We start from the raw sequence: 23,886 nt of genomic DNA, 5'->3' as shown, positions 1-23,886 counted from the left end.
GCATGCTCGGTGGGTCAGTAAACCTAGGGAGGTCGCATTCCATGGCAGTCTCACGACCCCACGCCCTGCGCCTGGTGGCGCTGACCGCGCTGCTCGGCGCCATCACCGGCTTCGCCGTACCCAGCGCTCCGACCGGCTCGGGAGCGGTGCGCGAGGTGGTGCTGGCCGTGCACGGCGGCGCAGGATCCCTGCCCCGCGGCAGCATCACCCCCGAACAGGAGAAGGCGTACCGCGCCGCGCTGGAGAAGGCGCTGCGGGCCGGCTACACGGTCATCCGCGGCGGCGGGTCCAGCCTGGACGCGGTCGAGCAGGCCGTCCGCGTCCTGGAGGACGACCCGAACTTCAACGCCGGCAAGGGCGCCGTCTTCAACACCGACGCGGAACACGAGCTCGACGCGAGCATCATGGACGGCCGCGACCTGCGCTCCGGCGCGGTCGCGGGCGTGCACAACACGCGCAACCCGATCTCGCTGGCCAGGCTCGTGATGGAGCGCTCGAAGCACGTGCTCATGGCCGGCCGGGGCGCCGACACCTTCGCCTTACAGAACGGCGTGCCGTACACCACCCAGGACTACTTCTTCACCCAGCGCCGGTGGGACGCCCTCATCCGGGCCAAGGGCGGGCAGGCGGCCGACACCGGCGGCACCGTGGGCGCGGTCGCCGTGGACCGGGACCGGCAGCTCGCCGCGGCCACCTCCACCGGCGGGCTGACGAACAAGCTCGTGGGCCGGGTCGGCGACTCCCCGATCATCGGCGCGGGCACCTACGCCAACAGCAAGACCGTGGCGATCTCCTGCACCGGCACCGGCGAGGTGTTCATCCGCGGCGTCGCCGCCCACGACGTCTCGGCGCTCGTCGACTACGCCCGCATGCCGGTCGAGCGGGCCGCGTCCACGGTGGTCAACGAGAAGATTCCGGCGCTGGGCGCCACCGGCGGGGCGATCGCGCTGGATCCCAAGGGCACGCTGGCCACGCCGCACAGCACGCCCGGCATCATCAACGGCTACGTGACCCGCGACGGGACGATCGTCACCCGTTTGTACGACGACGAGACCCCGGCTCGCTGATACTGGGGTCGTGTCGCGGCAAGCGTGGTGGCAGGATGCGGACGGCGGCCGTAACGACCTGGTCGTCGTGCTGACGGCGCTGCCCCTGGAGGCCGACGCGGTCCGCCGCAGGCTGCGCGACGTGCGCCGGCACGTGCCCGCATCCGGCACGGTCTTCAGCGTCGGCGAGTTGCCGGGTGCCCCACCGGGTGTCACGGTGGCGCTCGGCGTCACCGGCGAGGGCACCCGGGAGGCCGCGGTCATCACCGAGCGGGCGATCGCGGAGTTCCGCCCCGGCCTGGTCCTGCTGGTGGGCGTGGCCGGGGCGCTGAAGGAGAGCATCGGGCTGGGTGACGTCGTCGTGGCCACCCGGGTCCACGCCTACGGCGGCGGCAAGGAGACCGCCGAGGCGTTCAAGTCCCGGCCCCGCACCTGGGACGCGGCGCACCGGCTGCTGTCGCTCACCTACGACCTCGAGGTCGAGTGGCCGGGCGCGGCGCCCCGGGTGCACCACAAGCCGATCGCCTCCGGTGACACGCTGCTGGCCAGTCGCCGCGGCCCGCTCGCGGCCCTGCTGGACGAGCGGTTCGAGGACGCGGTGGCGGTCGAGATGGAGGGCGCGGGCGTCGCGTTGGGCGCGCATCTGGGCGAGACGAACGCGCTCGTCATCCGGGGCATCAGCGACCGGGCCGACGAGCACAAGCAGGTGGCCGACGCGGGCGGCTCGCAGGAGACCGCCGCCGCCAACGCCGCCGCGTTCGCCGCCGCCCTGATCGGCGCCTACGCGGCGGTGCGCCGGTCCGCGTCGCCGCCGGCGCCCGGGCGGCTGGGGGCGGAGGTGCTGGCCGCCAGGCTCGGCGGGCCGGTCGGCAGCCTGTGTTTCGGGCCCCGCCGTACCCTGCTGGCCGCCGCGGCGGACGGTCCCATCCGCCGCTGGCGGCTGGACGACGGCGCGGAACTGCCGCCGATCGCGGCGGCCACCTGGATGCCCCCGCGCTACGGCGTGCGCGTGGCGGCCTCGCCCGGCGGCGGCCCGGTCGTGGTGCGCGACGGGTTCCGGCTGCGCGCCGAGTACCCGGACCGGTCCGTCGACCTGGGCGGCATCACCTACCCGGGCGACCTCTACTTCGCCAGCACCGGCTCCTACGCGCTGCTGTCGTGGGCCACGTCCTTCACGCTCCGCTCGGCCGCCACGGGCGCGGACCTGCTGTCCTTCAAGGCCGTCGCCGCCTCGATCTCGGCCGACGAGAGCACGCTGGCCGCCGCCCGCGGGCCGGTGAGCGGCGGTCGCCACGTGCAGATCTACCACCTGCGCCCCGGCGAGCCCCCGGCGCCCAGGGGGCGGCCGATCGAGCTGCACCAGGTGGCCGGGATGGCCCTGCAGATCGCCCTGTCACCCGACGGAGCCATGCTCGGCTGCATGACCGCCCGCTGGGCCGGCGTCTTCGACGTCGAGCGGGGGGTGCCGATCATGCCGCGCTCGGGCGGCGGCGACGTGTGGAGCCAGATCTTCCCCGAGGCGATGAGCCTGGTGTGCACGCCGGGCGGGCGGCTGCTGCACATGCGCAAGGGCCAGGTCCTGCAGCTCAACCTGAACAGCCGCGACGACGCCCCCTTCCTGCCGGGCGGCGGCGGTTACCGCCGCCTGGTCATGAGCCCGGACGGCCTGCTGGCCACCGGTCACGCCTCGGGCTGGGTGCGGGTGCACCGCTGGGAGGAGTGATCACGGCCGCTGCCCGGCCCGGTCGACGACAGGATCTCGACGTTGCGCCAGCCCTCGACCACCAGGGAGACCGACAACGCCAGCCGTCGGGACCGGTCGCGCTCTCGTCCACCCTCACCCCTGAGATCTTGGCCAGCGCACGGAAGATCGCGGCTTCGTGCTCCGGCGGCACGAGGTTCTGGCCCAGGGTCACCGCGATGCGCTGGAAGAGCCAGTCGTCGCCGCCCTCGGCCCGGTAGATCTCGCGGTAGCGGGCCAGCAGCCGCTCGGGATCGGTGGGCAGCGCGGCCAGCAGGGCGTAGGTGTTCTCCGGCGTCCGCCCACCGGGGTCGTTGGTCTGCAGCTTGCCCCCCACGAGGTAGCCCACCCGCTTGCCGTCGGCCCGGGTCCAGAAGGGCTGGGCCGGCTCCGTCAGCGGCGTCTGGCGGGTGATCCGCGTGCCCTCGCCGATGTACTCGGACCGGTCCTCGGCGCGGACGTCGGTGTAGATCCACTGGTCGGGGCGGGGCGCGGTGAACTCCCTGTCCTGTACGGCTGCCGCGATCCTTTCCAGCGTCGCCTGGGCGCCGGCGGGGCGTTCTCCCTGGGTCACGGCGGCCGCGACGGTGATGACCACGGCGGCGGCCGCCACGGCCAGCGCCCGGCCCGCCCACCTTCTCCTGCGGCGGGCGGCCCGGGACAGAAGGGCCTCCCTGGCCGCGGCCATGGTCCCGGTCGCCGTCGGCGATCTCGGCGAGCGCCGCGGCGAGCCGGGACACGCGGGCCCCCGCGTCCACGGCCCCGGCGACCCGGTCGGCGTAGTCCCCCATGAGGCCGCCGGCGCCCGCCCTCGCCGGCGCCCGGTACTGCCGGACCTCGGCGCGGTAGTAGCGGTCGAAAATGGCGCCGAACCGCTCGGGCTCGTGGCGGGACTGTTCGATGAGCACGGCGTCCGCGGTCTGCGCCTGCCTCTCGGTCCTTGGGTACACGCCCTTTCTTCGCCGATGCCGATTTAAGTGTTCACACCAGGACGGGATCGCACAGCGGGACGCCGTCGTAGTCCTCGCCCGCCACGGGGCGGATCGCCTCCCAGCGCACCCATCGCGCCTGGCCATCGTGATGCCGCGGGCGGCGCAGCAGGTAACCCCATCGCTCGCCGTCGAGGTCGTCACCCCAGGCGAGCAGGTAACACGCCTCCGGGACCAGCTTCTCCGCGTACTCCACGACCGGCGGACGCCAAAGATCGGGCAAACCCCTCGGGTTCAGTTCCATGTCTTCTATTATATGAACACGTGTTCGATAGTGCTACCGAATTGAGGTATTATGCCGCACGTCAGAGCTGCTGTTCGAGCCTGGCGGCGACCTGCCGATAGCGGCTGACCGGCACCAGGTGCACGCCGTCGAAGGCGCCGCTGTCGCGAAGGGCCAGAACCTGGGCGCAGGCCGCCTCCACACCCGCGTCCCGATCCCGCTCCACCGCGGCCACGAGGTCGTCCGGGATGGCGATGTCGGGGATCGCGGCCGCCAGGTTCCTGGCCATGCCCGCGCTGGCCAGCACCATCACCCCGGCGTACACCGGGACGTCCACGTCGATCGTCTCCCGCCACCGCAGCAGGCTCTCCAGGTCGTAGCTCACCTGGAGGAACACGAAGTCGGCCGCCCGCTTCCAGGCGGGAAGGGACCGCAGCCCGGACGTCACCCCGACCCGGAACGGCGGGCTGCCGGCGAAGGCCGGGTCGTCGGCGGCGCCGCGCGCCTGCTCGATCATGGCGCGGACGGTCAGCTCGCTGGTCCTGCCGCCCGCGCTGGGCTTGTCGCCGTAGACGAACAGGAATCTGTCCACGCCGTAGGCAGCGGCCGTGAGCAGGTCGCGGCGGAATCCCAGCAGGTTGCGGTCGCGGGAGTTCAGGCACGCGATGCCGGAGGCGCCCATCGCCTGGACCTCGTGGGCGACCGCGACGGAGGAGACCGTCGCGCGGCCGATGTGGTTGTCGGGGATCAGGAACGAGTCGGCTATCGGGCTCATGACGCCGATCTGGTGGCGCACCCGCTTCAGGTCCGGCCGGGTGGGCGGCTCAACTTCACAGATCAGCTCAAACCGACGATCAGTCACGCCTGAGACCCTACAGAGCGCGCGGCCGGGCCGCCCCTAACCGGTCTTGATGGCGGCCTCGGCGGTGATCCCGGGCCTGAGCCTGGGATCGGTGCGCTGGAGCACGACGGTGACGTAGTAGTTGCTGACGTCGGCGCTGGCGTTGGCGTTGGGCCCGACCGCCAGGACGGTGCCGGGCACGACCAGCCCGGGAAAGGCCGGGAAGGTGACGTCCGCCGTCTGCCCCGGCGCGATCTTGACGGCGTCGGACTCCTGGTAGGACAGGACGAGCCGGAGCGTCTCGGTGTCGCTGAGCACGATGAACGGCGTCGTCGTCAGCTCGACGCCGGGGATCGGCGCGTCGGTGCCCGGCGCGAGCACCGTGGTGTCGTTGCTGGGCGCAAGGATCTCGCCCACGGTCCCGTTGACGGCCGAGACGGTCCCGGAGAACGGCGCCCGCAGCGTGGCGTCCCTGACGTCGTGCCTGGCCGAGCGCACGGCCTGGCGGGTGGCGCGGATCGTGGCCTTGAGCTGGCGCAGCAGCCATGGGCGATCCGCCGTGGCGGCGTCCAGGGTGTTGAAGGCGCTCACCACGCTCTGCCGTACGTTCTCGTTCGCGGTCTGGTTGGCCGCCCGGTCGGCGTAGTGCTTGGCCAGCGCGTTGTTGACCGCCGACCGGTCCACGGACACCTTCTGCCGGGCTTGGGAGACCTGCGTCTGGTAGGTGGGGATCTGGGCGCACGCCTGGTTCGCCTGGCTTCCCTGGCTGTCCTGGCCGTTCTGGTCGTCCTGGTCGTCCTGGTCGTCCTGGTCGGGCTTCTCCGGGTCGGTGCTCTGCTGCTCGGCCTGCTTCAGAGCCTGTTCCCTGGCCAGTTCGCAGTCGCTTATCACGTGGGCGAGGCGGTCCCGGGCCTTCCACAGTTCCTCTTCGTCGACGGTGTACTCGCGCAGGGTGTTGCGGATCGCCACGTTGTCGGCGGTCAGCAGCGCGCCGCCCTGGCTCTCGGTCGCCGCCAGGATCCTGCGGGCCTGGGCCAGGGTACGGCGGGCCCCCGGCACCGTCGTGCCGAACTTGGTCTGCGCCCAGTCGGCCCGCGCCCCGGCCAGGTCGGCCCGCTGCTCGCCCAGCGTCCGGCGCAGGTCGTAACTGTCGAGGACGGCGAGCACCTGACCCGCGCTGACCTCCTCGCCCACCTTGACGTTCACCCGGATGAGCTTGCCGCCCTTGAGGAATCCGAGGCTGCCTTCCCGGTTCGCCGACAGCGCGCCGACCGCGGAGACCGTGCTGGCCGCGGCGTCCAGCGTCATGACGAACGTCGTGTTCCCGGCTGCCGCCACCACAGCCAGAACGGTTATCGATGCGGCGGCTTTGGACATTCGCGGCGGCCACACCTCACGGAGGGAGACCGCACGAAATCTCACCCTGGTCATGAGTCGGGACAACCCCCAGTCGACTGCGAACAGTTCGGATTATGCCCGATTAACCCGGTCCGAGTGGTGAGTCGTTTTCATGGTTCTGTTTGAAGTTGATCAGTTTTCGGAAAAAGATGCAGGCCGCAGATCCTATTGGGGGGATACGTAGTATCGTCCGAATCCAGCGGCCGGGAGGGATTTGAGGAAGGGGGCGCCATGACGGAAGCTTCGACGGCAGTGGTCGAGGCCGAACCCGTCATTCCGCGCAAACGCCGCATCAAACGCTCCACCCGGATCGCCTTGATCATCATCGGCGTGGTCGCCGTCCTGGCCGTCGGCATCGTGTCCGTGACCATGTGGCTGGAGAGCAGGAAGTGGGTCTCCACGGACAACGCCCAGATCGACGGCGACAGCCTGTCCGTCAACGCCCCGGCCACCGGCACCGTGATCGGCTGGCAGGTCACCGAGGGCACCAAGATGGTGAAGGGGCAGTCGCTGGGCCGCATCCAGATCCAGGGCGCGTTCGCCCAGCCCCAGATGGCCATCCCGGCCCCCGCCAACGGAACCGTCGCGGTGAACAACGGCCGCAACGGCGTCTTCGTCGCCACCGGGGCCCAATTGGCCATCGCCTACGACCTGTCCGCCGTTTACGTCACCGCCCGCGTCGAGGAGACGGACATCGCCGGCGTCACCATGGGCGCGCAGGTGGAAATCACCGTGGACGCCTACTCGGACACCCCGCTCAACGGCACGGTGAAAGAGATTCAAGGCGGTACGGCCGGCCAATTCTCGCTGTTTCCACAGGACAACACCACCGGCAATTTCCAGAAAGTCACCCAGGTGGTCCCGGTCAAAATCAGCGTCGCCGATCAGAAGGGCCTGCACCTGGTACCGGGAATGAACGTCGAGGTCAAGATCAGAAGGCCCTGATTCCGCATGGTCCCCACGCAGCCGCAACAGAATTGGGCGGTGCCGCTGGCGGTTCTGATCGTCGGCATGTTCATGTCGGTACTCGACACGACCATTGTCAACGTGGCGATCCCGACCATTCAGAAGGAATTCGGCGTCACCCTCGACGACGTCCAGTGGGTGGCCACCGCCTACACGCTGACGCTGGGCGTGGTGACCCCGGCCAGCAGTTGGCTGTCGGACAAGATCGGCGCGAAACGCCTCTACATTCTGTGCCTGATCGGGTTCGCCATCGGCTCGGCGCTGTGCGGCCTGGCGGGAAACCTGAACGTCCTGGTCGCCTTCAGAATTCTCCAGGCCGTGGCGGGCGGCATCCTGCCCGTGGTCACGGTCTCGATCCTGTACATGATCGTGCCCCGCGAGAAGATCGGCATGGCGATGGGCATGTACGGCCTCGGCGTCGTCTTCGCCCCCGGCGTCGGCCCGACGTTGGGCGGCTATCTGGTCGAATACGTCGACTGGCGGCTGATCTTCTACGTCAACGTGCCCGTGGGCATCCTGGGCGTCTTCGCCGCCATCGGCACCCTGCCCCGCCTGCCCGGCCGGGAGGCCGGCCCATTCGACGTGTTCGGCTTCCTCACCATCGGCACCTGTCTGTTCACCCTGTTGCTGGCCGTGACGGAGGGCCCGGACTGGGGCTGGGACTCCTACACGATCCGCATGCTGTTCATCGTCAGCGGCATCAGCCTGGCCCTGTTCATCGTGATCGAGCTGGAAATCGACCATCCCATGCTCGATCTGCGCATCTTCCGCTATTGGCCGTTCACCAATTCGCTGCTCCTGATGGCGGTGCTGTCGATCGGCCTTTTCTCCGTGCTCTTCTACATCCCGCAGCTTCTGCAGGACCACCAGGGCCTGGGCGCCTTCGAATCGGGCCTCGTCCTGCTGCCGGAAGCCATCGCGCTGGCCATCATGATGCCCATCGCCGGACGTCTCTATGACCGCATCGGCCCCCGCTGGCCGGCCGTCATCGGCCTGACCATCCTGGCCTACGGCACCTACTTGCTGGACCAGATCACCCTCGACACCCCTCGCGAAACCATCATGTGGCTCCTGGCGCTCAGATCGGTCGGGCTGGGCCTGGCGATGATGCCCGTGATGACCGGCGGCACCTCGGCCGTGCCCCCCGACAAGGTCGGCGCCGCCAGCGCCTTCAACAACGTCGTTCAGCGGACGGCAGGCGCCTTGGGCGTCGCCGCCCTCACCGCGCTCCTGACCAACATGCAGGCCCAGACCGTGGCCGACCGCATCGGACTGATGCCCGTCGGCACCCCGCTCCCGGAGTTCGGCCCGCCCGGGACGCCCGAGCTCGCCGCCCAGTTCGCGACCTACCAGCGGGTGCAGTCGCAGAGCTTCGTCTCCGCCCTGGACCAGCAGTTCATCATCGTCGCCGTCGTGACCGCCCTCGGCGTCGCGCTGGCGTTCATGCTCCGCTCCGGCAGGGCCCCGGCCGCCCCCGCTGGAGAAGGCGCCGCCTCGGCTCTGGGCTAGGCACGGGCGTCCAGGCGTGCCATCAGCTCCTCCAGGTCCTGCTGGCTGACGGGCACGCCGGGTAGCTGCACGAGCTGGCTGAGCCGCATCGAGGTGATTCCGCGCTCGCGGGCGCTGCCCGGCTCGGGATAGACGTCTCCGACGAGGTCGCGGACCCGGGCGAGCAGGTCGGTGATGAGGGGGCCGCCGACGGGATGGTCGAGCCATTCGGCCAAGGTGGCATCGGCGCTCAGCGCGGGCTCGCGGGGGTCGCCGGTGACGCGCACGGTGGCGGACAGGCGGATGTCACGGCTGGAGGCGCCGGCCTCGACGTGGTAGTCGAGCTCTTCGACCAGCCACGAGCCGGTGGCCAGGTCGAAGTAGGCGAGGTCGTCGCGGGGGATGCGGATGGTGACGGCGCGGCTCTGGCCGGGCTCGAGCCGGACGGCGGCGAAGCCCTTGAGTTCGCGTACGGCCCGCCGTACGCGTGAGCCGGGGGCGCCGAGATAGACCTGGACGACCTCGTGGCCGGTCCGGGAGCCGGTGTTGGCGATCGTGACGGTGACGTCCACGCCGTCGGGGCCGGCGGCCGTGCGGAGGCCGGAGTAGGCGAAGCGGGTGTAGGACAGGCCGTGGCCGAAGGGGAACGTGACGTCCATCTCGCGCGCGTCGTAGTAGCGGTAGCCCACGAACAGGCCCTCGCCGTAGACGGCGTGGTCGTTGTCGCCCGGCCAGGTGAGGTGGGCGGGGGTGTCGGCCAGCCGTACCGGGATCGTCTCGGTGAGCTTGCCGGAGGGGTTGGCCACGCCGAACAGCAGGTCGGCGGTGGCCGATCCGCCCGCCTGGCCGCCGAGCCAGCCTTCCAGTACGGCGGGCGCCTCGTGGATCCAGCCGGACAGGCGGACCACGCCGCCGTTGGCCAGGATCACCGCGACGCGGGGGTTGGCGGCCAGCACCTCGGCCAGCAGGGCGGTCTGCTCGGCGGGCAGTTCCAGGTGCTCGCGGTCGTAGCCTTCCGACTCGTAGCTCGGCGGCAGGCCGAGGAAGAGCAGGACCACGTCGGCCGCGACCGCCTGCCGTACCGCCTCCTCGCGCAGGGCGGCGGCGTCGGCGTGCGGGTCGTCCACGCCGAAGCCGGGCGCGAACGTCACGGTCGCGGACGGCGCGGCGGCGACGATGGCCGACAGCGCGTCGTCCAGGCGGGTGGGGTTCACGGTGGAGCTGCCGGCGCCCTGGTAGCGGGGGGTACGGGCGAACTCGCCGAGCACCGCGATGCGCTGGGGCGCGGTCGCGTCGAGCGGGAGCAGGTCGCCGTCGTTCTTGAGCAGGACGGCGCCGCGGGCGGCGACCTCGCGGGCCAGCGCGTGATGCTCGTCCCGGTCGTAGGTGGCGGCGGGGTCCGTGGTGGCCTTGCGGGCGAGGCCGACGATGCGGGCCACGCTGCGCTCCAGGGCCTGCTCGTCGAGGTCCCCGGCGCGGACCGCGGCGGCGACGCGCGCCGGGCCGGCTCCCTGGGAGGAGGGCATTTCCAGGTCCAGGCCCGCCGCCAGGGCCTTCACCCGATCGACGACGGCGCCCCAGTCGGAGACCACCAGGCCGGTGTATCCCCACTCGCCGCGCAGCACCTCGGTCAGCAGCCAGTGGTTCTGCGAGGCGTGGACGCCGTTGAGGCGGTTGTAGGAGCACATGACGGTCCACGGGTCGGCCTGGGTGATCACGCGGCGGAACGCCGGGAGGTAGATCTCGCGCAGAGTGCGGAGGTCGACGTCGGCGCTGACCGTCATGCGCCGGGTCTCCTGGTTGTTGGCGGCGTAGTGCTTGACCGAGGCGCCGACGCCCTGCCCCTGCAGGCCGTTGACCCAGGAGACGCCGAGGACGCCGCTGAGCAGGGGGTCTTCGGAGAAGTACTCGAAGTTGCGGCCGCACAGCGGGCTGCGCTTGATGTTGACGCCGGGGCCGAGCAGCACGTGCACGCCGTGGGCCCTGGCCTCGCGGCCCAGCGCGGCGCCGACGCGCTCGGCCAGCGCGGTGTCCCAGGTGGAGGCCAGGGTGACGGCGGGCGGGAAGCAGGTGGCGGGGGCGCTCTGGTTGAGCCCGAGGTGGTCGGCCGCCTGATCGTCCTGGGTGCGCAGGCCGTGGGGGCCGTCGGACATGTGGATCGCGGGGATGCCGGCTTCCGGCAGCGCCACCGTGTGCCACCAGCTCGCGCCGGAGGTCAGGGCCGCCTTGTCGTCCAGGCTCAGGTTCTCGGTCACGACGGAAACAGTACGGTGTTCGGTTTTTACTGGCAAGAGTAGGGTGACGGCGTGAAAGGCAGCTATCCGAAGGGAGTGGCCAAGCGGGAGGAGATCCTCCGGGTCACGCTGGAGATCTTCGGACGTGAGGGTGAGCGCAACACCACGCTCCGGGCCATCGCCGAGGAGAGCAACATCAGCCTCACCGGATTGATGCACTACTTCGAGTCGAAGGACCACCTGCTCACCGAGGTCCTGCGGGCCAACGACAACGCGGCCGAGCAGCGGTTCAACGCGCCGGACGCGGTTCGCGACCCGGGGGAGTTCCTGGCCCTGGCCATGGCGGCCAACGCGGCCGACGCCCCGCGCGTGCGGCTCTACGTGACGCTCGCCGCCGCCTCCACCGATCCGGGGCACCCGGCGCACGCGTACTTCAAGACGCGGTTCGCCTGGATCCGGCGGGTGATCGTGGACTACGTCGAGGCCGAGCAGCGCGCCGGGCGGGTCCACCCCGGACGGGACCCCGCCCTCCTGGCCACCGCACTTCTGGCCGCCGCCGACGGGGTGCAGCTTCAGTGGCTCAGCGATCCGCGCATCGACATGGCCGCGAGCGTGCGGGGAGTCTGGCGGGCACTGCTGGGATGACCACGCCTTTCCAAGCCCTCTTCTGATCATTACCTTGGGCGGTGACGGACGACATCAGCCGAATCGGGCCCTACAGTCCACGACGCCGACGCGGGTCCCGTCCCACAGGTAGTTGGCCAGGTTCCCGTCACCGGTGCCGAACACCGGCGTGCCGGGCCGCGCCAGCGTCTCTGCCAGCGCCACTCCCGCGCGGGCTGGTCGTGGTCCCACTGCCGGTAGCGCTTGACCACGACGTCGGAGTGCACCTCGATCTCGTGGGTGTGTCTCACGAGGGGACGTGGGGGAAGGAGTGGTGTTCGTGGGTGATGACCCAGTGGCCGTGCTCCCGGCGCAGGCCGAGGGTGAGGCGCAGGCGGTTGTCCGGTTGGGTGGCGAAGTCGGCCTCGGTGCCGCAGCGCAGGAGGGCGTGGGCGAAGGCGACGTCCTGGCCGGCGGTGACGTCCAGCGACTCGATGGCGAACAAGGCTCCCTGGGCCTGCCACTCGAAGAAGCCGGGCCAGGTCGCCCGGTAGGCGTCGAGGCCACGCACCCCCTCGTAGGGCGGCGGGACGTCGAACATCACGATGTCCTGCGCATGGGCGGCCAGCACGCCTTCCAGGTCGCCGGCGTGCACGGCCTCGGCCCAGCGCTCGATCAGGGTGCGGATCTGCTCTTCGTTGGTGTTCATGTCTCTACAACCCCGTGCCGGGCGTCAGCTCATCGGGCAGGGCGAAGATTTTCGGATCGGCTTGGAGGAAGGAGACCACCTCGGAGATCTGCCCGTCGTGTACGGCCAGCAGGTCCAGGCCGCCGAAGACGAACCGGGCGCGCTCGTCGTCCCACACGTAGGTGCCGAACGCGATCTGCCCGTTGGCCGCCGCGGGCAGGAACCGCCAGCGCCTCCTGAGGGGCCCGTCCGCCAGGAAAGCGCGGATGGCGTCGCGGCCCTGGTACCAGGTGGGGAGCGGCGGCATGGAGAACTTCGCGTCCTCGGCCAGCATGGCCACGATCGCCTCGACGTCACCGGCCTCCCAGGCGGCGAGGTAGCGCTGGGCCAGTTCTCTGTGCTCGGGCCCCGATGCCGGGCGTGGCCCGATGCGGGTCATCGTCTTCCTGGCTCGCTGGAGTGCGCTGTTGACCGCCGGCACCGTGGTCTCCAGCAGGTCGGCGGTCTCGCCGGCGGCGAAGCCGTACACCTCACGCATGAGCAGGACGGCCCGCTGCAACGCGGACAGGTGCTGCAGGGCGGCGACGAAGGCCAGCTCCACGCTCTCGCGTTCCACCGCGCTGGCCTCGGGGCTCATCCAGGCGTCGGGGTACGGCTCGAGCCACGCCTTCTCCGCGGCCCCCAGATCGGTGGGCAGTTCGCGCCGCCCCCGCCGCTCGATGAGCGTCAGCGACCGGTTCGTCGCGATCTTGTACAGCCAGGGCCGGAGGGAACCGCGGTCCTCGAAGCGGCCGAGGTTGCGCCAGGCCCGGTCGAAGGTCTCCTGGACGGCGTCCTCGGCGTCGTGCAGGGAGCCGAGCATGCGATAGCAGTGCGCCCGCAGCTCCGCGCGCAGGGGCCCGACCAGCCGGGCGAAGGCGTCGCCGTCGCCGGCCCGCGCGGCCTTCAGGAGGTTCTCGTCCACCCGAGGCAGACTAATCGCGCAGTGCGGCCAGCGAGCTCACGTACTTGAGCATGAGGCGGGCGAACTCCAGCCGTTCCTGCCGGGTCCAGTCGGCGGTGATGTACTCGAACGCCTCCCGCTGATGGCGCCGGAAGCGGCGCATGAGGTCGCCGCCCTCGGCGGTGAGCTCCAGGACGGTGCGCCGGCCGTCCTCCTGGGACGCGGCGCGGCGCAGGTATCCGGCCTTGATGTTGTCGGAGACCATCCGGCTGGCCACCGAGGGGTCCACGCCCATGACCTCGGCCACCATCCCCACGGTGACCTCGGCCTGCGAGCTGTGCTCCACCACGAGGTTGAGTACGAGGGTCCGGCTGAGGTCCTTGGCCGAGATGGGGTTCTCCACCTCCAGCAGCGCGGTGCGGCGCAGCTTGGAGAAGGCGGGTCCGACGGCGTCCAGCAACTCGTCATCGCTCATGGTCACCCCTGAAGTGTACTCCCATGAACACATGTGTTGACGGGCAAATATATGCATGACAGCATGCATATATGTTCAACCTCATCACCGGAGCCCGCGGCAAGGTCGGCCAGGCCGTCATCCATCGCCTGCACGCCGCCGGCCTGCCCGTCCGCGCAGCCAGCGCCGACCCCGCCCAGCTGACCGTTCCCGACGGAGTCGCCGTCACCGAGCTGGACCTTCATCGGCCATCCGAAGCCGCGCTCGACGGCGTCCGCCAGGTGTTCCTCTATCCCGAGCCCGAAGGCATCGACGCCTTCGTCAAGGCCGCCCAGCACGCCGGCGTCGAGCACGTCGTCCTGCTGTCGTCCTCCTCGGTGCTCGCCCCCGGCGCGGAGACCGACCCGCTGGCCGCCCAAAGCCTGCTCGTTGAGCGCGCTCTTATGGACAGTGACCTGACCTGCACGTTCCTGCGTCCTGACGCCTTCGCCACCAACGCGCTCGGCTGGGCGTACCTCATCGGGCGGAACCTGCCGATCGAGCTCGCCTACCCCGACGCCTCCATCGCGCCCATCCACTCCGACGACCTCGCCGACCTCGCGTTCGACGCGCTGACCGGCACCCGGCTCAAGGGCCGCGCCGTCACGCTCACCGGCCCTGAGGCGCTCACCTTCCGCGAGCAGCTCGCGGTCCTGTCGCGCGCGATCGGCCGCGACATCCATGTCGGCGCCATCACCCACGCCGAAGCCGAGCGGCAGATGAGCCGATACATGCCCGCCACCGTGGCCGGCTCCCTGCTCTCCCTCTGGGCGGCCGCCTCTCAAGGACCCGCTGCGATCGGGGAGACCACCCAGAGCCTGCTCGGCCGCCCCGCCCGAACCTTCGCGCAGTGGGCGCGCGAGAACGCCGCGCACTTCTCCCCGTCGTGACGAGCGCTCCGTCCGAGGGCGAGCGCTCCGTTGAAGGACGAGCGCTTCGTTCAAGACGGTACGGCGCGGCCGCGGCGAGACTGCCCGCGTGACCCAGACAACGTTCACTCCCGCGGCGGGACGCGCTTCCCTCACCCGGTTCTACGACCCCTTGATCGCCCTGACCCGCGAGCGCCTGTGGCGGAGCCTGGCCGCCATGCACGTGGCGGCACGCCCCGGTGACGTGATCCTCGACGTCGGCTGTGGCACCGGCACGATGGCCGTGCTGCTGCGCCGTACCGAACCGCGGGCGCGCGTCATCGGCGTGGACCCCGACCCCGACGTGCTGGCGGTGGCGCGGCGCAAGGCGGGGGCGGCCGGGGTGTGGCCGGAGTTCCGGATGGGCCTGGGGGATGCGCTGACGGACGTCGTGGAACCCGGTTCTGTGGACACGGTCGTGTCCAGCCTGGTGCTGCACCAGTGCTCGATGGCGATGAAGCGGGCGGTGCTGGCCTCGATGGCCGAGGTGTTGCGGCCCGGCGGGAAGCTGGTCATCGCCGACTTCGGGCGGCAGCGGACCCCGCTCATGCGGCTGGCGTTCCGGATCGTGCAGTGGGCGGACGGCAAGGCCGACACCCAGCCCAACGCCGACGGGGTGCTGCCCACGCTGATCCACGAGGCCGGGTTCGAGGGCGTGCGGGAGGCGGAGGCCGTCTCAACGGTCAACGGCTCGATCTCGATCTACGTCGCCCGGCGCGGCTGACGGGCGCACGATCCGCAGCACGGCCGAGGGCGTGAGCCCGATCATCTCGCGCATCTGCCGGTGGAAGTGCGCCTGGTCGGCGAAACCGCCGGCGATCGCCGCGTCGGCGGGAGACCTCCCGTCACGCAGCGCGCCGGTCGCGCGGGACAGGCGCTGCCAGATGCGCCAGCGGGTGAGCGGCATGCCCAGCTCGTGCCGGGCCAGCGCGCGCAGGCGCTGCGGCGACAGCCCGACCCGGGCGGCGAGCGCGGGCATCGGGACGTTCTCGCCGGTCAGCAGGCGCATCGCCGCGACCAGGCGCTCGTCGAGCTCGCCTGAGGGGCGGGCGCCGGCCGGGCGGAGGTCCTCCTGCCGCAGCCCCCGCAGTTCCGTGGCCGCGTGGATGCCCCCTGTGTACGTCCGCAACCTGTCGGCGAACACGCAGTGCGGCTCGATGTAGTACGTGACCAGGTACGGCGCGGCCAGCAGGCGATGGCGGACCATGGGGGCCACGATCAGGGCGGCGGCCCGGTGCCGGGTCCCGCCGGCGTCCTCCATGGTGACCTCGCCGTGTTCGGCGATGGCCACCTGGAAGGCGGCGTGCGCATGCGGGGCCGTGTCCGCCGACGGGCCCCGGTAGTACGCGTAACCGTCGCCGACGGCGAAGCTCATGGTTTCCGGCCGACCGCGGCGTACATGTTGGTGGCGCTGTCGGGAAGCGGCTGGTCGCCGGGGGCGGGGTGCCAGCGGGGCATCGGGACGACGCCCGGGTCCAGGAGTTCCAGCCCGGTGAACAGGCGTTCCACCTCGGCGCGGGTGCGCAGGTACATGGGGATGCCGCGGTTGGTGTACTCGCGGGCCAGTTGCTCGGATTCGGGGGCGAGTTCGTTCGTCGGGATGGTGATGGCGAGGTAGCTGCCGGGGGCGAGGGGTTCGAGCAGCGACTCCACCAGGCCCTGGGCGTCCTCCACGAACTGGAGCATCGCGATCACGGTCAGCGCGACGGGCTGCGAGAGGTCGATGACCTCGTGCAGTGAGGGGTCGCCGAGGAGGACTTCCGGGGTGCGCATGTCGGCCTGGATGTAGGCGATGCGCCCGGCGGGCGTGCCGGTCAGCAGGGCGCGCGCGTGGGTCAGCACGATGAGGTCGTTGTCGATGTAGACGATCCGCGCCTCGGGCACGCTCTCCTGGACCACCTCGTGGAGGTTCGGCGAGGAGGGGATGCCGGTGCCGACGTCGATGAACTGCTTCACCCCCAGGCCGGTGAGGTAGCGGGCCATGCGATGCATGCAACCGCGGTTGGCCAGCATCGAGGTGCGCAGGCCCGGCCAGTCGGCCAGCACCTTGGCCGCGGTCTCGCGGTCGGCGGCGAAGTTGTCCTTGCCGCCCATGATGTAGTCGTAGACCCGGGCCGAGTGTGGACGGTTGGTCTGGAGGTCCACGTGAGGGGTGTCTGGCATAGCCGGATTCTGCCTTCCGATTGCGCGGGTGGTGATTCGTTTACCCCCGACGTGACCATATCGCGCCAAATATCGCCACATTGACAGTCAGACGTCTTGACAGGCTCAGCTTCGGAACGTTTCCTGGTCCCAGGATGACAACGTTGTCTACGGGCGGACCCGCCACCGCCGGCACGGGTGGGTCCGCGGTCAACGCGAGCCCCTCCTGGAGGAGCCTTGTCCCGTTCAGCATGGGCGGTGGCCTTATCCGCCGCCCTCTTACTCCCCACGACCCCCGCCTACGCCGCCCCGCCTGACCTGGCCTCCTACGTCAACCCGTTCATGGGCACACAGGATGGCGGCCCCGACTTCGGACACGGCGGCGGCGCCGGGATGAACTTCCCCGGCGCGGCGCTGCCGTTCGGCATGATCCAGTGGAGTCCCGACACCGTCCGCCGCTCCGGCGGCGGCTACAAGTACGAGGACAACCGCCTGCGCGGCCTGTCCCTCACCCACATCTCGGGGCCGGGCTGCACCGGCGCGCAGGACTTCCCGGTGATCCCGATCTCCGGCGCCATCGGCCGCTCGCCCGCCACCCACTTCGACGACTACGTCCAGACCTTCAAGCACGAGAACGAGAGCGCCGCGCCCGGCTCCTACGGCGTCACCCTCGACACCGGGGTCAAGGCCGAGACCACCGCCACCACCAGGGCGGGCGTGGGCCGGTTCACCGGCCCGGCGGGCAAGCCGCTGACCCTGCTGCTCAACGTCACCGGGTCCGTCAACGGCGTCGACGACGCGGAGGCGAAGATCAGCGGGAACACCGTCAGCGGGTGGGCCAAGACCGGCGGGTTCTGCGGGGCGGAGAGCCGGTATTACGTCTACTTCCACGCCACCTTCGACCGGCCGATCCGCGCGTACGGCACCTGGCGCGACGACTCGGTGGTGCCCGGTGACGTCCAGGTGAAGGGCCGATCGGATGCGAAGATCCCGCCCAGCATCAAGCCCCACGGGTTAGCAAATGTCGCGATAAATCCGTCGAAGGGCGCCCCGAGCCCGGCCCCGACCCCGGCACCGGACCGGCAGGCGCGAGCCGTACCCCAGGACGTGATCGTCAAGGGCCCGGGCATCGGGGCCTACCTGCAGTTCGACCCGCAGACCCCCGTGCAGATGCGCGTGGGCCTGTCGTACGTGAGCGTGGACGGCGCCAAGAAGAACCTGCGGGCCGAGGTAGGTTCCCAGGGCTTCGACCGGATCGCCGCGAACGCCAGGAAGACGTGGAACGACCGTCTCGGCCAGATCAAGGTGACCGGCGGCGACGACACCCAGAAACGCACGTTCTACAGCAACCTGTATCACGCACTGCTCCAGCCGTACGTCTTCGACGACGTGGACGGCGTCTACACGGGCTTCGACTACCGGACCCACCAGGTCAAACGCGGCCGCCACCACTACGCGACCTTCTCGGGATGGGACGTCTACCGCGGCCAGATGCAGCTCATCGCGCTGGTGGCGCCCGACGTGGCCAGTGACATCGCCCAGTCGATGTACGACGACGCCCGCTCCGTCGGCGACGTGTGGGACCGCTGGTCGCACCAGAACACGATCACCGGCGTGATGAACGGCGACCCGTACCACTCGATCATCGCCAGCATGTACGCCATGGGGGCACGGGACTTCGACGCCAGAGGCGCGCTGGCCTCGATGGTCAAGGGCGCCAAGCGGATCGGCGAGGACCCGGGCACCGGCTACACCGAACGGCCGGGCAACGCCTCGTACCTGAAGAACGGCTACGTCCCGGTCGATCCCTCGACGACGCTGGAGTACGCGACGGCCGACTTCGGCATCGCCCAGCTCGCCGGGCGCCTGGGCGACACCGCGACCCGCGACGACTTCATGACTCGCGCGCAGTCGTGGCAGAACACCTACAACCCGGCCAACGGCTGGATCCAGCCGCGCTTCGGCGACGGCTCGTTCACCCCGAACTTCAACCCGGCCAGTTCCTCGATGTACGTCGAGGGGAACGGCGCCCAGTACCACTGGATGGTGCCGCACAACCCGCGCGGCCTGTTCGACGCGATGGGCGGCGACGACAAGGCCCTCGCACGCCTGGACACCTTCTTCACCGAGCTCAACGCCGGGCCCAACAAGCCCTACGCCTACCTGGGCAACGAGCCGTCGCTGCTGAGCCCGTGGCTGTACGTGTTCGCCGGCCGGCCGGACAAGACGCAGGATCTGGTGGCGCGGACCCGCAAGGAGTTGTTCAAGCCCACGCCGGACGGCCTGACCGGCAACGACGACCTGGGTGCGATGGGCGCCTGGTACGTCTGGGCCTCGATGGGGATTTATCCGGCGATACCGGGTCGGTCGGAGCTGATCCTCAACAGCCCCGCCTTCGAGAAGATCGTCGTCACCCGCGCCAACGGCAAGACGATCACCATCAACGCCCCCGGCGCCTCGGAAACCAACCGCTACGTGCAGGCGCTGAAGGTCAACGGCGCCGCCTCGGCCAAGGCGTGGCTGCCCGAGGGGTTCGCCGGCCGGCTCGACTTCACCCTCGGCGCCCAGCCCAACCCCGAATTCGGCGCCACCGACGTGCCGCCGAGCTTCCAGGCGGGCATGAAGCCGTACCTGGCCGGACTCGAACCCGGCGGCGTCTCCGTCGAACCGGGCGACACGATCACCACCACGCTCACCGTCCAAGCGGTCGGCAAGGGCGGCAGCGCGTCCTGGACCGCCAAGCCCCCCGCGGGCGTCACGGTCACCCCTTCGAGCGGCACGCTCGAGGTGCCGGCGAACGGCCAGGCGAAGGTCCAGATCACCGTCACAGCAGGGGCCGGCCTGCCGACCGGGTTCGTCACCGTGCCCGTCGAGGTCGCGGGCGTGCCGGCGGCCGTCAGGCTGAACGTGGCCAAGCGCGGCACCATCGAGTGGCACCAGAACAACTCCGGCATCGGCGACGACAACGAGGCCGGCCTGGCCAACTTCGACGGCGGCGGCTGGAGCTACTCCGCCCAGGCGCTCGCCACCGCGGGCGCGCGGCCCGGCGCCACCGTGACCTGGAAGGGGTACGGCTTCGCCTGGCCCAACCGCAAACCCGGCGAGTGGGACAACGTCCTGGCCGGCGGGCAGACCGTGGACCTGACGGCCCCCGCGGGCGCCAAGGCCCTCGCCCTGCTCGGCTCGGGCGCCTCGGGTGACATCCAGACCAAGGTCACCGTCACCTACACCGACGGGACGACACAGGAGGAAACGGTCGGCTTCAGCGACTGGGCGCTGGCCCGCGACGCCTACCCGCCGCGCTTCGGCAACGAGATCGTGCTCCGCACGCCGTACCGGCTGGACGGGGGCGGCGGGCGGCAGAACATCAACGTCTACGTCTTCGCCGCCACGCCGATCCCGCTGGACGCGGCCAAGCAGGTCAAGAGCCTGACCTTGGCCAGACCCACGGGCGCGGCCACGGCGCACGTCTTCGCCTGGGCCTTCGGGAGCTGAGATCCACGGGCGGCGCCGTCCCCGCGGCGCCGCCCGCCTTCGGGCGTACGCTGACGCTGCCGGCTCCATCTATCACGGAGGACCCCAGTGATCGAGCCGTACCAAGCAGTCGGGCTGATCCCGACCATGCGCGGGATCACCCGCCGCGCCGACATCCAGCACAACATTGACCACATCGGACACCTGATCAAGGCGGCGTCCTGGCTGTCCAGCCTCGACCTGCCGGTCCGGCTGATCGCCATCCCCGAGGGCGCGCTGCAGGGCTTCAACGACGAGGTCCTCGACCTCGACCATGAGGACTTCGCCGCCACCTGCGCGATCGACGTGCCGGGACCGGAGACCGAGAAGCTCGCCGAACTGGCCGTGACATGGGACAGCTTCCTGATCGCGCAGGCCAAGGCCCGCCACCCCGAGTTCCCCGGCCGGTTCTTCAACATCGGCTTCGTCATCGACCGGCGGGGCGAGATCATCCTCAAGCACTACAAGACGGTCCCGCTGCTGCCGGTCGAGCACTCAGTCACCCCGCACGACGTCTGGGACCGCTGGATCGAGCTGTACGGCGAATGCCTCGACGCCTTCTATCCGGTGGCCGACACCGAGATCGGCCGGATCGGCATCCTGATGGCCAACGAGGCATCCTACCCGGAGAACGCCCGCGGCCTGGCGATGAACGGCGCCGAGATCATCTACCGCGGGCCGTACCCGCACCCGCACGTGGGCAACGGCCTGTACGAGGTCCAGAACCGGGCCAGGGCGCTGGACAACAACGCCTACCTCATCGCCTGCAACGTCGGCACCTACTTCCTCGACGAGCACTCCGAGATCCCGATCGACACCTTCGGCGGCCAGTCGATGATCGTCGACTACAAGGGGCAGATCGTCGGGCGCCATGACTACAGCGGCGGCTCCTCGTGGGTGGCGGGCACCATCGACGTCGCCGCCCTGCGCCACTTCCGGGCCAACGCCCAGTGGGACAACTGGATCAAGGATCTCAAGACCGAGCAGTACCGGGTCATCTACGACCGGCCGATCTACCCGAAGAACCTCTACCTTTCGCGCAAGCCGTACAACCATACGGAGTACCGCAAGGAGGTCATCAACCGGCAGATCGAGCTGATGCACGAGCGCGACATCTGGGTCCGCCCGGAGTAGCGGCGGCCGACAGCGCCCCCAGCGCGGCCAGCCCCAGCAGCGCGGCGGGCACCGCGCCCGCGTCGAACAGCTGCCCGACGGCCAGGCCGGCGAAGAAGGCGGCAAGCCCTGACATGAAGGCGTACAAGCCGTTGTAGACGCCGATCCGCCCTTCGGGGGCGTACCGCACGATCGTCTGGAAGGCCGCCGGCGTCGTCAGCCCGTTGCCGAGCCCGTTCAGCACCGCCGCCGCCACCAGCACCCCGGGGGCGGCCGGGACGGCGGCCAGAAGGAGGTAGCCGGCGGCGAAGCAGAGCATCCCGGCCCGCATCACCCAGGGCCGGGTTGCCCGCCTGGCCACCAGCGGCTGCACACCGGCCGTCGCGACGGCCACCGTACAGAAGAACACCGTGATCAGAGCGGCGTCGCCGACGGTCAGCGGCACCACGGACACGACCTGGCCGGCCAGCAAGGTGCCCGGCGCGGTGACGACGGCGAAGCGCAGGAACGCCCGGTCGCGCAGCACCTCGGCCACCCCCGGCAGGAGCCTCGGGCCCTCGGGACGGGCGCCGCCCAGGCGGCGCAGGAGCCAGAACAACACCGCCGACACCGCCCACGCCGCCGCCGACGCGGACGCCACCAGCACGAACCCGCCCGACAGCAGCATCAGCCCGACCGGGGGACCCGCCACGGCGGCGACCTGCCCGGCCACCACGTACGTGCCGAACCCGCCGGGCCGCGCCCGATCCGGCAGCGCGGCGAGCAGGGACTGGGCCGCCGGATGGAACAACGCCCCGCCGACCGCGAGCAGCACGGCGCCCGTCACGAACCCGCCCAGCCCGTCGGCCAGCCCGAGCAGCGTGAACGCGGCCACCCTGAGCACGCAGGCCGCGGACCCGGCCAGGCCGGGCCCGATCCGGTCCACCAGCCAGCCGAACGGCAGGAACAACCCGTACTGCACCGCCACCCGCAGCCCGAGCACCAGCGCGATCGTGCCCGCCAGCAGGCCGACGTCGTCGCGCAGATGGGTGACCAGGTGAGCCATCACCGCGTAGTAGCCCAGCGCGGCGGCCAGTTGCACGCACACCATGGCCGCGATCACGCGACGGCCCTTGAGGGCCGCCACGTCGGCGGCGGCCGAGGGGCGAAGCAAGATCACCGGTAGGAGGATACCTTTTGTCCGGTCCTAGTAAGCTCGGTACGCATGATCGAGGATCTTGCCGAGCAGCTCGTTCAGGTGGACGGCGTCGTGGGGGTCACGCTCGGTGGCAGCCGTGCCCGGGGTACGGCGCTGCCGGGTTCGGACGTGGACCTCGGGGTGTACTACCGGCCGCCGCTGGACACGCGCGCACTCGCCGAACTGGCCACCAGGATCGCCGGCCGGGAGACCCCGGTGACCGAGCCCGGCGCGTGGGGGCCGTGGGTGGACGGCGGCGCCTGGCTCACCGTCGAGGGGCTCGCGGTCGACTGGATCTACCGCGACCTGGGGCGGGTGCGGGAGATCTGGGCCGACTGCACGCGCGGGCGGGTCGAGGTCGGCTACCAGAACGGGCATCCGCTGGGGTTCTACTCGCACATCTATGCCGGGGAACTGGCGCTGGGACGGGTGCTGGCCGACCCCTCGGGCGAGCTGACCGCCTTGCGGGCGGACCTGGGCTACCCTCCGGCGCTGCGTGCCGCGCTGATCGAACGGGCTCGCGGGCACGCGCCGTTCGCCCTGGCCATCGCCCGCAAGAGCGTCACCCGGCAGGACGCCGCCTACGTCGCGGGCTGCCTGTTCCAGGCTTTCGGCGTGCTGGCCCACGCGCTGCACGCGCACGCCGGGCGCTGGTTGATCAACGAGAAGAACGCGGTCGCGGAGTCCGCGTCGCTGCCCGCCGCTCCGCGCGACTTCGCGGCCCGGGTCCATGGGCTGTTCGGGGCGCTGGGGGAGTCGCGGGAGGAGCTGGGCACGACGCTCGGCACCGCCGAGGAGCTCGTCACCGAGTGCCTGGACAACCTCGGGCGCGCTGCCGGCTGACCGGACCGGAGATCCCGGCCCGGATCGAGCAGGCGCACGTCATGGCCGATCGACGATGCCGGGAAATGAGCCGGGATACGGGCCGGGAAATGAGCCGGGAAATGAGCCGGGATGCGAGCTGGGAGACGAGCCCGGATATGTCAGGGGATGTCCCACCACGACAGGTGCTCGGCCGCCCGGGACACCGGCTCGATGATCTCCCACGCCTCGGCGATCCGCCCGTTGTCGAACCGCCAGACGTCCACGACGACGATCCCCGGCTCGGCGCCGGGCAGCCGGCGGCGCGAGTGCATCACGACGTGGTCGCCGCTGGCCAGCACGTGCTGGACCTCGACCTGCATGCCGTCGATGTGCTTGAGCGCGGCGCGCACGGCGTCGAGCCACTCCGCCTTGGTCGCGGAGGCGTCCGGCCGGTGATGGACGAAGTCCTCCGTCAGCAGCGGCGCGAGCGCGTCGACGTCGCCCGTCTGAACCAGTGCCGCCATTGCCTGCTGGACGATGCTCATGTTGTCGGTAGTCATGCGGGCAGTGTTGCCG

At 70.8% G+C, this 23,886-nt stretch carries 23 protein-coding genes; 10 read left to right on the top strand and 13 right to left on the bottom strand.

From position 1 onward, the window contains the following. Positions 1–41: 41 nt before the first annotated feature. Complete coding sequence (locus FVE25_RS29110) at positions 42–1,067, top strand: isoaspartyl peptidase/L-asparaginase family protein (protein ID WP_181019748.1); 1,026 nt, start codon at positions 42–44, stop codon at positions 1,065–1,067. Positions 1,068–1,077: 10 nt separating this feature from the next. Then, entirely contained in the window at positions 1,078–2,769 is a 1,692-nt protein-coding gene (locus FVE25_RS29105; RefSeq protein ID WP_157250290.1) for a 5'-methylthioadenosine/S-adenosylhomocysteine nucleosidase, read from the top strand. On the opposite strand, the gene FVE25_RS29100 is transcribed toward FVE25_RS29105, so the two are convergent. From FVE25_RS29100 to FVE25_RS29085, 4 genes are all read right to left on the bottom strand, one after another. Next, the gene (locus tag FVE25_RS29100) at positions 2,696–3,475 is read right to left on the bottom strand and encodes a CU044_5270 family protein (RefSeq protein WP_157250289.1); all 780 of its coding nucleotides are present in this window, start codon (positions 3,473–3,475) and stop codon (positions 2,696–2,698) included. The genes FVE25_RS29105 and FVE25_RS29100 overlap by 74 nt on opposite strands. Positions 3,476–3,768: 293 nt before the next feature. Further along, a complete protein-coding gene (locus tag FVE25_RS29095; RefSeq protein ID WP_157250288.1) occupies positions 3,769–4,020 on the bottom strand; it encodes a hypothetical protein in 252 nt (83 codons plus the stop codon). Positions 4,021–4,081: 61 nt separating this feature from the next. Continuing rightward, positions 4,082–4,861 carry a methylenetetrahydrofolate reductase gene (locus FVE25_RS29090; RefSeq protein WP_246267595.1) on the bottom strand — a complete coding sequence of 260 codons (780 nt, stop codon included), beginning with the start codon at positions 4,859–4,861 and terminating at the stop codon, positions 4,082–4,084. Positions 4,862–4,897: 36 nt separating this feature from the next. Beyond that, entirely contained in the window at positions 4,898–6,181 is a 1,284-nt protein-coding gene (locus tag FVE25_RS29085) for an HlyD family secretion protein (RefSeq protein WP_181019747.1), read from the bottom strand. A 288-nt stretch (positions 6,182–6,469) separates the two neighbouring features. Here FVE25_RS29085 and FVE25_RS29080 point away from each other — a divergent pair, with 288 nt between their 5' ends. Both FVE25_RS29080 and FVE25_RS29075 read left to right on the top strand, forming a co-directional pair. Then, positions 6,470–7,183, top strand: coding sequence for an HlyD family secretion protein (locus FVE25_RS29080; protein ID WP_219825695.1), 714 nt, complete (start codon positions 6,470–6,472; stop codon positions 7,181–7,183). 39 nt (positions 7,184–7,222) lie between these two features. Beyond that, the gene (locus FVE25_RS29075; protein WP_219825694.1) at positions 7,223–8,713 is read left to right on the top strand and encodes an MDR family MFS transporter; all 1,491 of its coding nucleotides are present in this window, start codon (positions 7,223–7,225) and stop codon (positions 8,711–8,713) included. Here FVE25_RS29075 and FVE25_RS29070 read toward each other — a convergent pair. Next, complete coding sequence (locus tag FVE25_RS29070) at positions 8,710–10,947, bottom strand: glycoside hydrolase family 3 C-terminal domain-containing protein (protein ID WP_157250285.1); 2,238 nt, start codon at positions 10,945–10,947, stop codon at positions 8,710–8,712. The genes FVE25_RS29075 and FVE25_RS29070 overlap by 4 nt on opposite strands. A gap of 51 nt (positions 10,948–10,998) precedes the next feature. On the opposite strand from FVE25_RS29070, the gene FVE25_RS29065 reads away from it, so the two are divergent. Beyond that, positions 10,999–11,571, top strand: coding sequence for a TetR/AcrR family transcriptional regulator (locus FVE25_RS29065; RefSeq protein ID WP_157250284.1), 573 nt, complete (start codon positions 10,999–11,001; stop codon positions 11,569–11,571). Positions 11,572–11,625: 54 nt separating this feature from the next. Here FVE25_RS29065 and FVE25_RS56435 read toward each other — a convergent pair whose 3' ends face one another. The 4 genes from FVE25_RS56435 to FVE25_RS29050 all read right to left on the bottom strand — a co-directional run bounded on the left by FVE25_RS56435 (position 11,626) and on the right by FVE25_RS29050 (position 13,635). Next, positions 11,626–11,754 carry a hypothetical protein gene (locus tag FVE25_RS56435; protein ID WP_281367907.1) on the bottom strand — a complete coding sequence of 43 codons (129 nt, stop codon included), beginning with the start codon at positions 11,752–11,754 and terminating at the stop codon, positions 11,626–11,628. An 82-nt stretch (positions 11,755–11,836) separates the two neighbouring features. Then, positions 11,837–12,238 carry a YybH family protein gene (locus FVE25_RS29060; RefSeq protein WP_157250283.1) on the bottom strand — a complete coding sequence of 134 codons (402 nt, stop codon included), beginning with the start codon at positions 12,236–12,238 and terminating at the stop codon, positions 11,837–11,839. 4 nt (positions 12,239–12,242) lie between these two features. Continuing rightward, positions 12,243–13,181: a sigma-70 family RNA polymerase sigma factor gene (locus FVE25_RS29055; RefSeq protein WP_246267593.1), complete on the bottom strand. Its 939-nt coding sequence runs from the start codon at positions 13,179–13,181 to the stop codon at positions 12,243–12,245. A 10-nt stretch (positions 13,182–13,191) separates the two neighbouring features. Then, positions 13,192–13,635, bottom strand: coding sequence for a MarR family winged helix-turn-helix transcriptional regulator (locus FVE25_RS29050; protein ID WP_157250587.1), 444 nt, complete (start codon positions 13,633–13,635; stop codon positions 13,192–13,194). 71 nt (positions 13,636–13,706) lie between these two features. Between FVE25_RS29050 and FVE25_RS29045 the strand changes: the two genes are divergently transcribed. Together FVE25_RS29045 and FVE25_RS29040 are read left to right on the top strand one after the other, a co-directional pair. Next, complete coding sequence (locus FVE25_RS29045; protein WP_157250282.1) at positions 13,707–14,543, top strand: NAD(P)H-binding protein; 837 nt, start codon at positions 13,707–13,709, stop codon at positions 14,541–14,543. 88 nt (positions 14,544–14,631) lie between these two features. Then, the gene (locus FVE25_RS29040) at positions 14,632–15,285 is read left to right on the top strand and encodes a class I SAM-dependent methyltransferase (RefSeq protein ID WP_157250281.1); all 654 of its coding nucleotides are present in this window, start codon (positions 14,632–14,634) and stop codon (positions 15,283–15,285) included. Here FVE25_RS29040 and FVE25_RS29035 read toward each other — a convergent pair. Then, positions 15,238–15,936 carry an AraC family transcriptional regulator gene (locus FVE25_RS29035; RefSeq protein WP_157250280.1) on the bottom strand — a complete coding sequence of 233 codons (699 nt, stop codon included), beginning with the start codon at positions 15,934–15,936 and terminating at the stop codon, positions 15,238–15,240. The genes FVE25_RS29040 and FVE25_RS29035 overlap by 48 nt on opposite strands. Next, entirely contained in the window at positions 15,933–16,724 is a 792-nt protein-coding gene (locus tag FVE25_RS29030; RefSeq protein ID WP_157250279.1) for an SAM-dependent methyltransferase, read from the bottom strand. Before FVE25_RS29030 ends, FVE25_RS29035 begins: the two co-directional genes overlap by 4 nt. A 216-nt stretch (positions 16,725–16,940) precedes the next feature. Between FVE25_RS29030 and FVE25_RS29025 the strand changes: the two genes are divergently transcribed. Both FVE25_RS29025 and FVE25_RS29020 read left to right on the top strand, forming a co-directional pair. Next, entirely contained in the window at positions 16,941–20,198 is a 3,258-nt protein-coding gene (locus FVE25_RS29025; protein WP_246267590.1) for a GH92 family glycosyl hydrolase, read from the top strand. A gap of 87 nt (positions 20,199–20,285) precedes the next feature. Beyond that, on the top strand, positions 20,286–21,350 hold the full coding sequence (locus FVE25_RS29020; protein ID WP_157250278.1) for a nitrilase-related carbon-nitrogen hydrolase: 1,065 nt from the start codon (positions 20,286–20,288) through the stop codon (positions 21,348–21,350). Here FVE25_RS29020 and FVE25_RS29015 read toward each other — a convergent pair. Beyond that, positions 21,295–22,488: an MFS transporter gene (locus FVE25_RS29015; RefSeq protein ID WP_157250277.1), complete on the bottom strand. Its 1,194-nt coding sequence runs from the start codon at positions 22,486–22,488 to the stop codon at positions 21,295–21,297. The genes FVE25_RS29020 and FVE25_RS29015 overlap by 56 nt on opposite strands. Before the next feature lie 45 nt (positions 22,489–22,533). Between FVE25_RS29015 and FVE25_RS29010 the strand changes: the two genes are divergently transcribed. After that, positions 22,534–23,349, top strand: a complete 816-nt coding sequence (locus FVE25_RS29010) for a nucleotidyltransferase domain-containing protein (protein WP_157250276.1) — start codon at positions 22,534–22,536, stop codon at positions 23,347–23,349. A 140-nt stretch (positions 23,350–23,489) separates the two neighbouring features. Here the strand turns inward: FVE25_RS29010 and FVE25_RS29005 are convergent, their stop codons facing one another. Further along, positions 23,490–23,870, bottom strand: coding sequence for a nuclear transport factor 2 family protein (locus FVE25_RS29005; RefSeq protein WP_157250275.1), 381 nt, complete (start codon positions 23,868–23,870; stop codon positions 23,490–23,492). Positions 23,871–23,886 lie beyond the last annotated feature (16 nt).

It is taken from the genome of Nonomuraea typhae (assembly GCF_009760925.1).
GTDB lineage: Bacteria > Actinomycetota > Actinomycetes > Streptosporangiales > Streptosporangiaceae > Nonomuraea > Nonomuraea typhae.
This window is presented reverse-complemented; position numbering and strand designations above follow the sequence as displayed.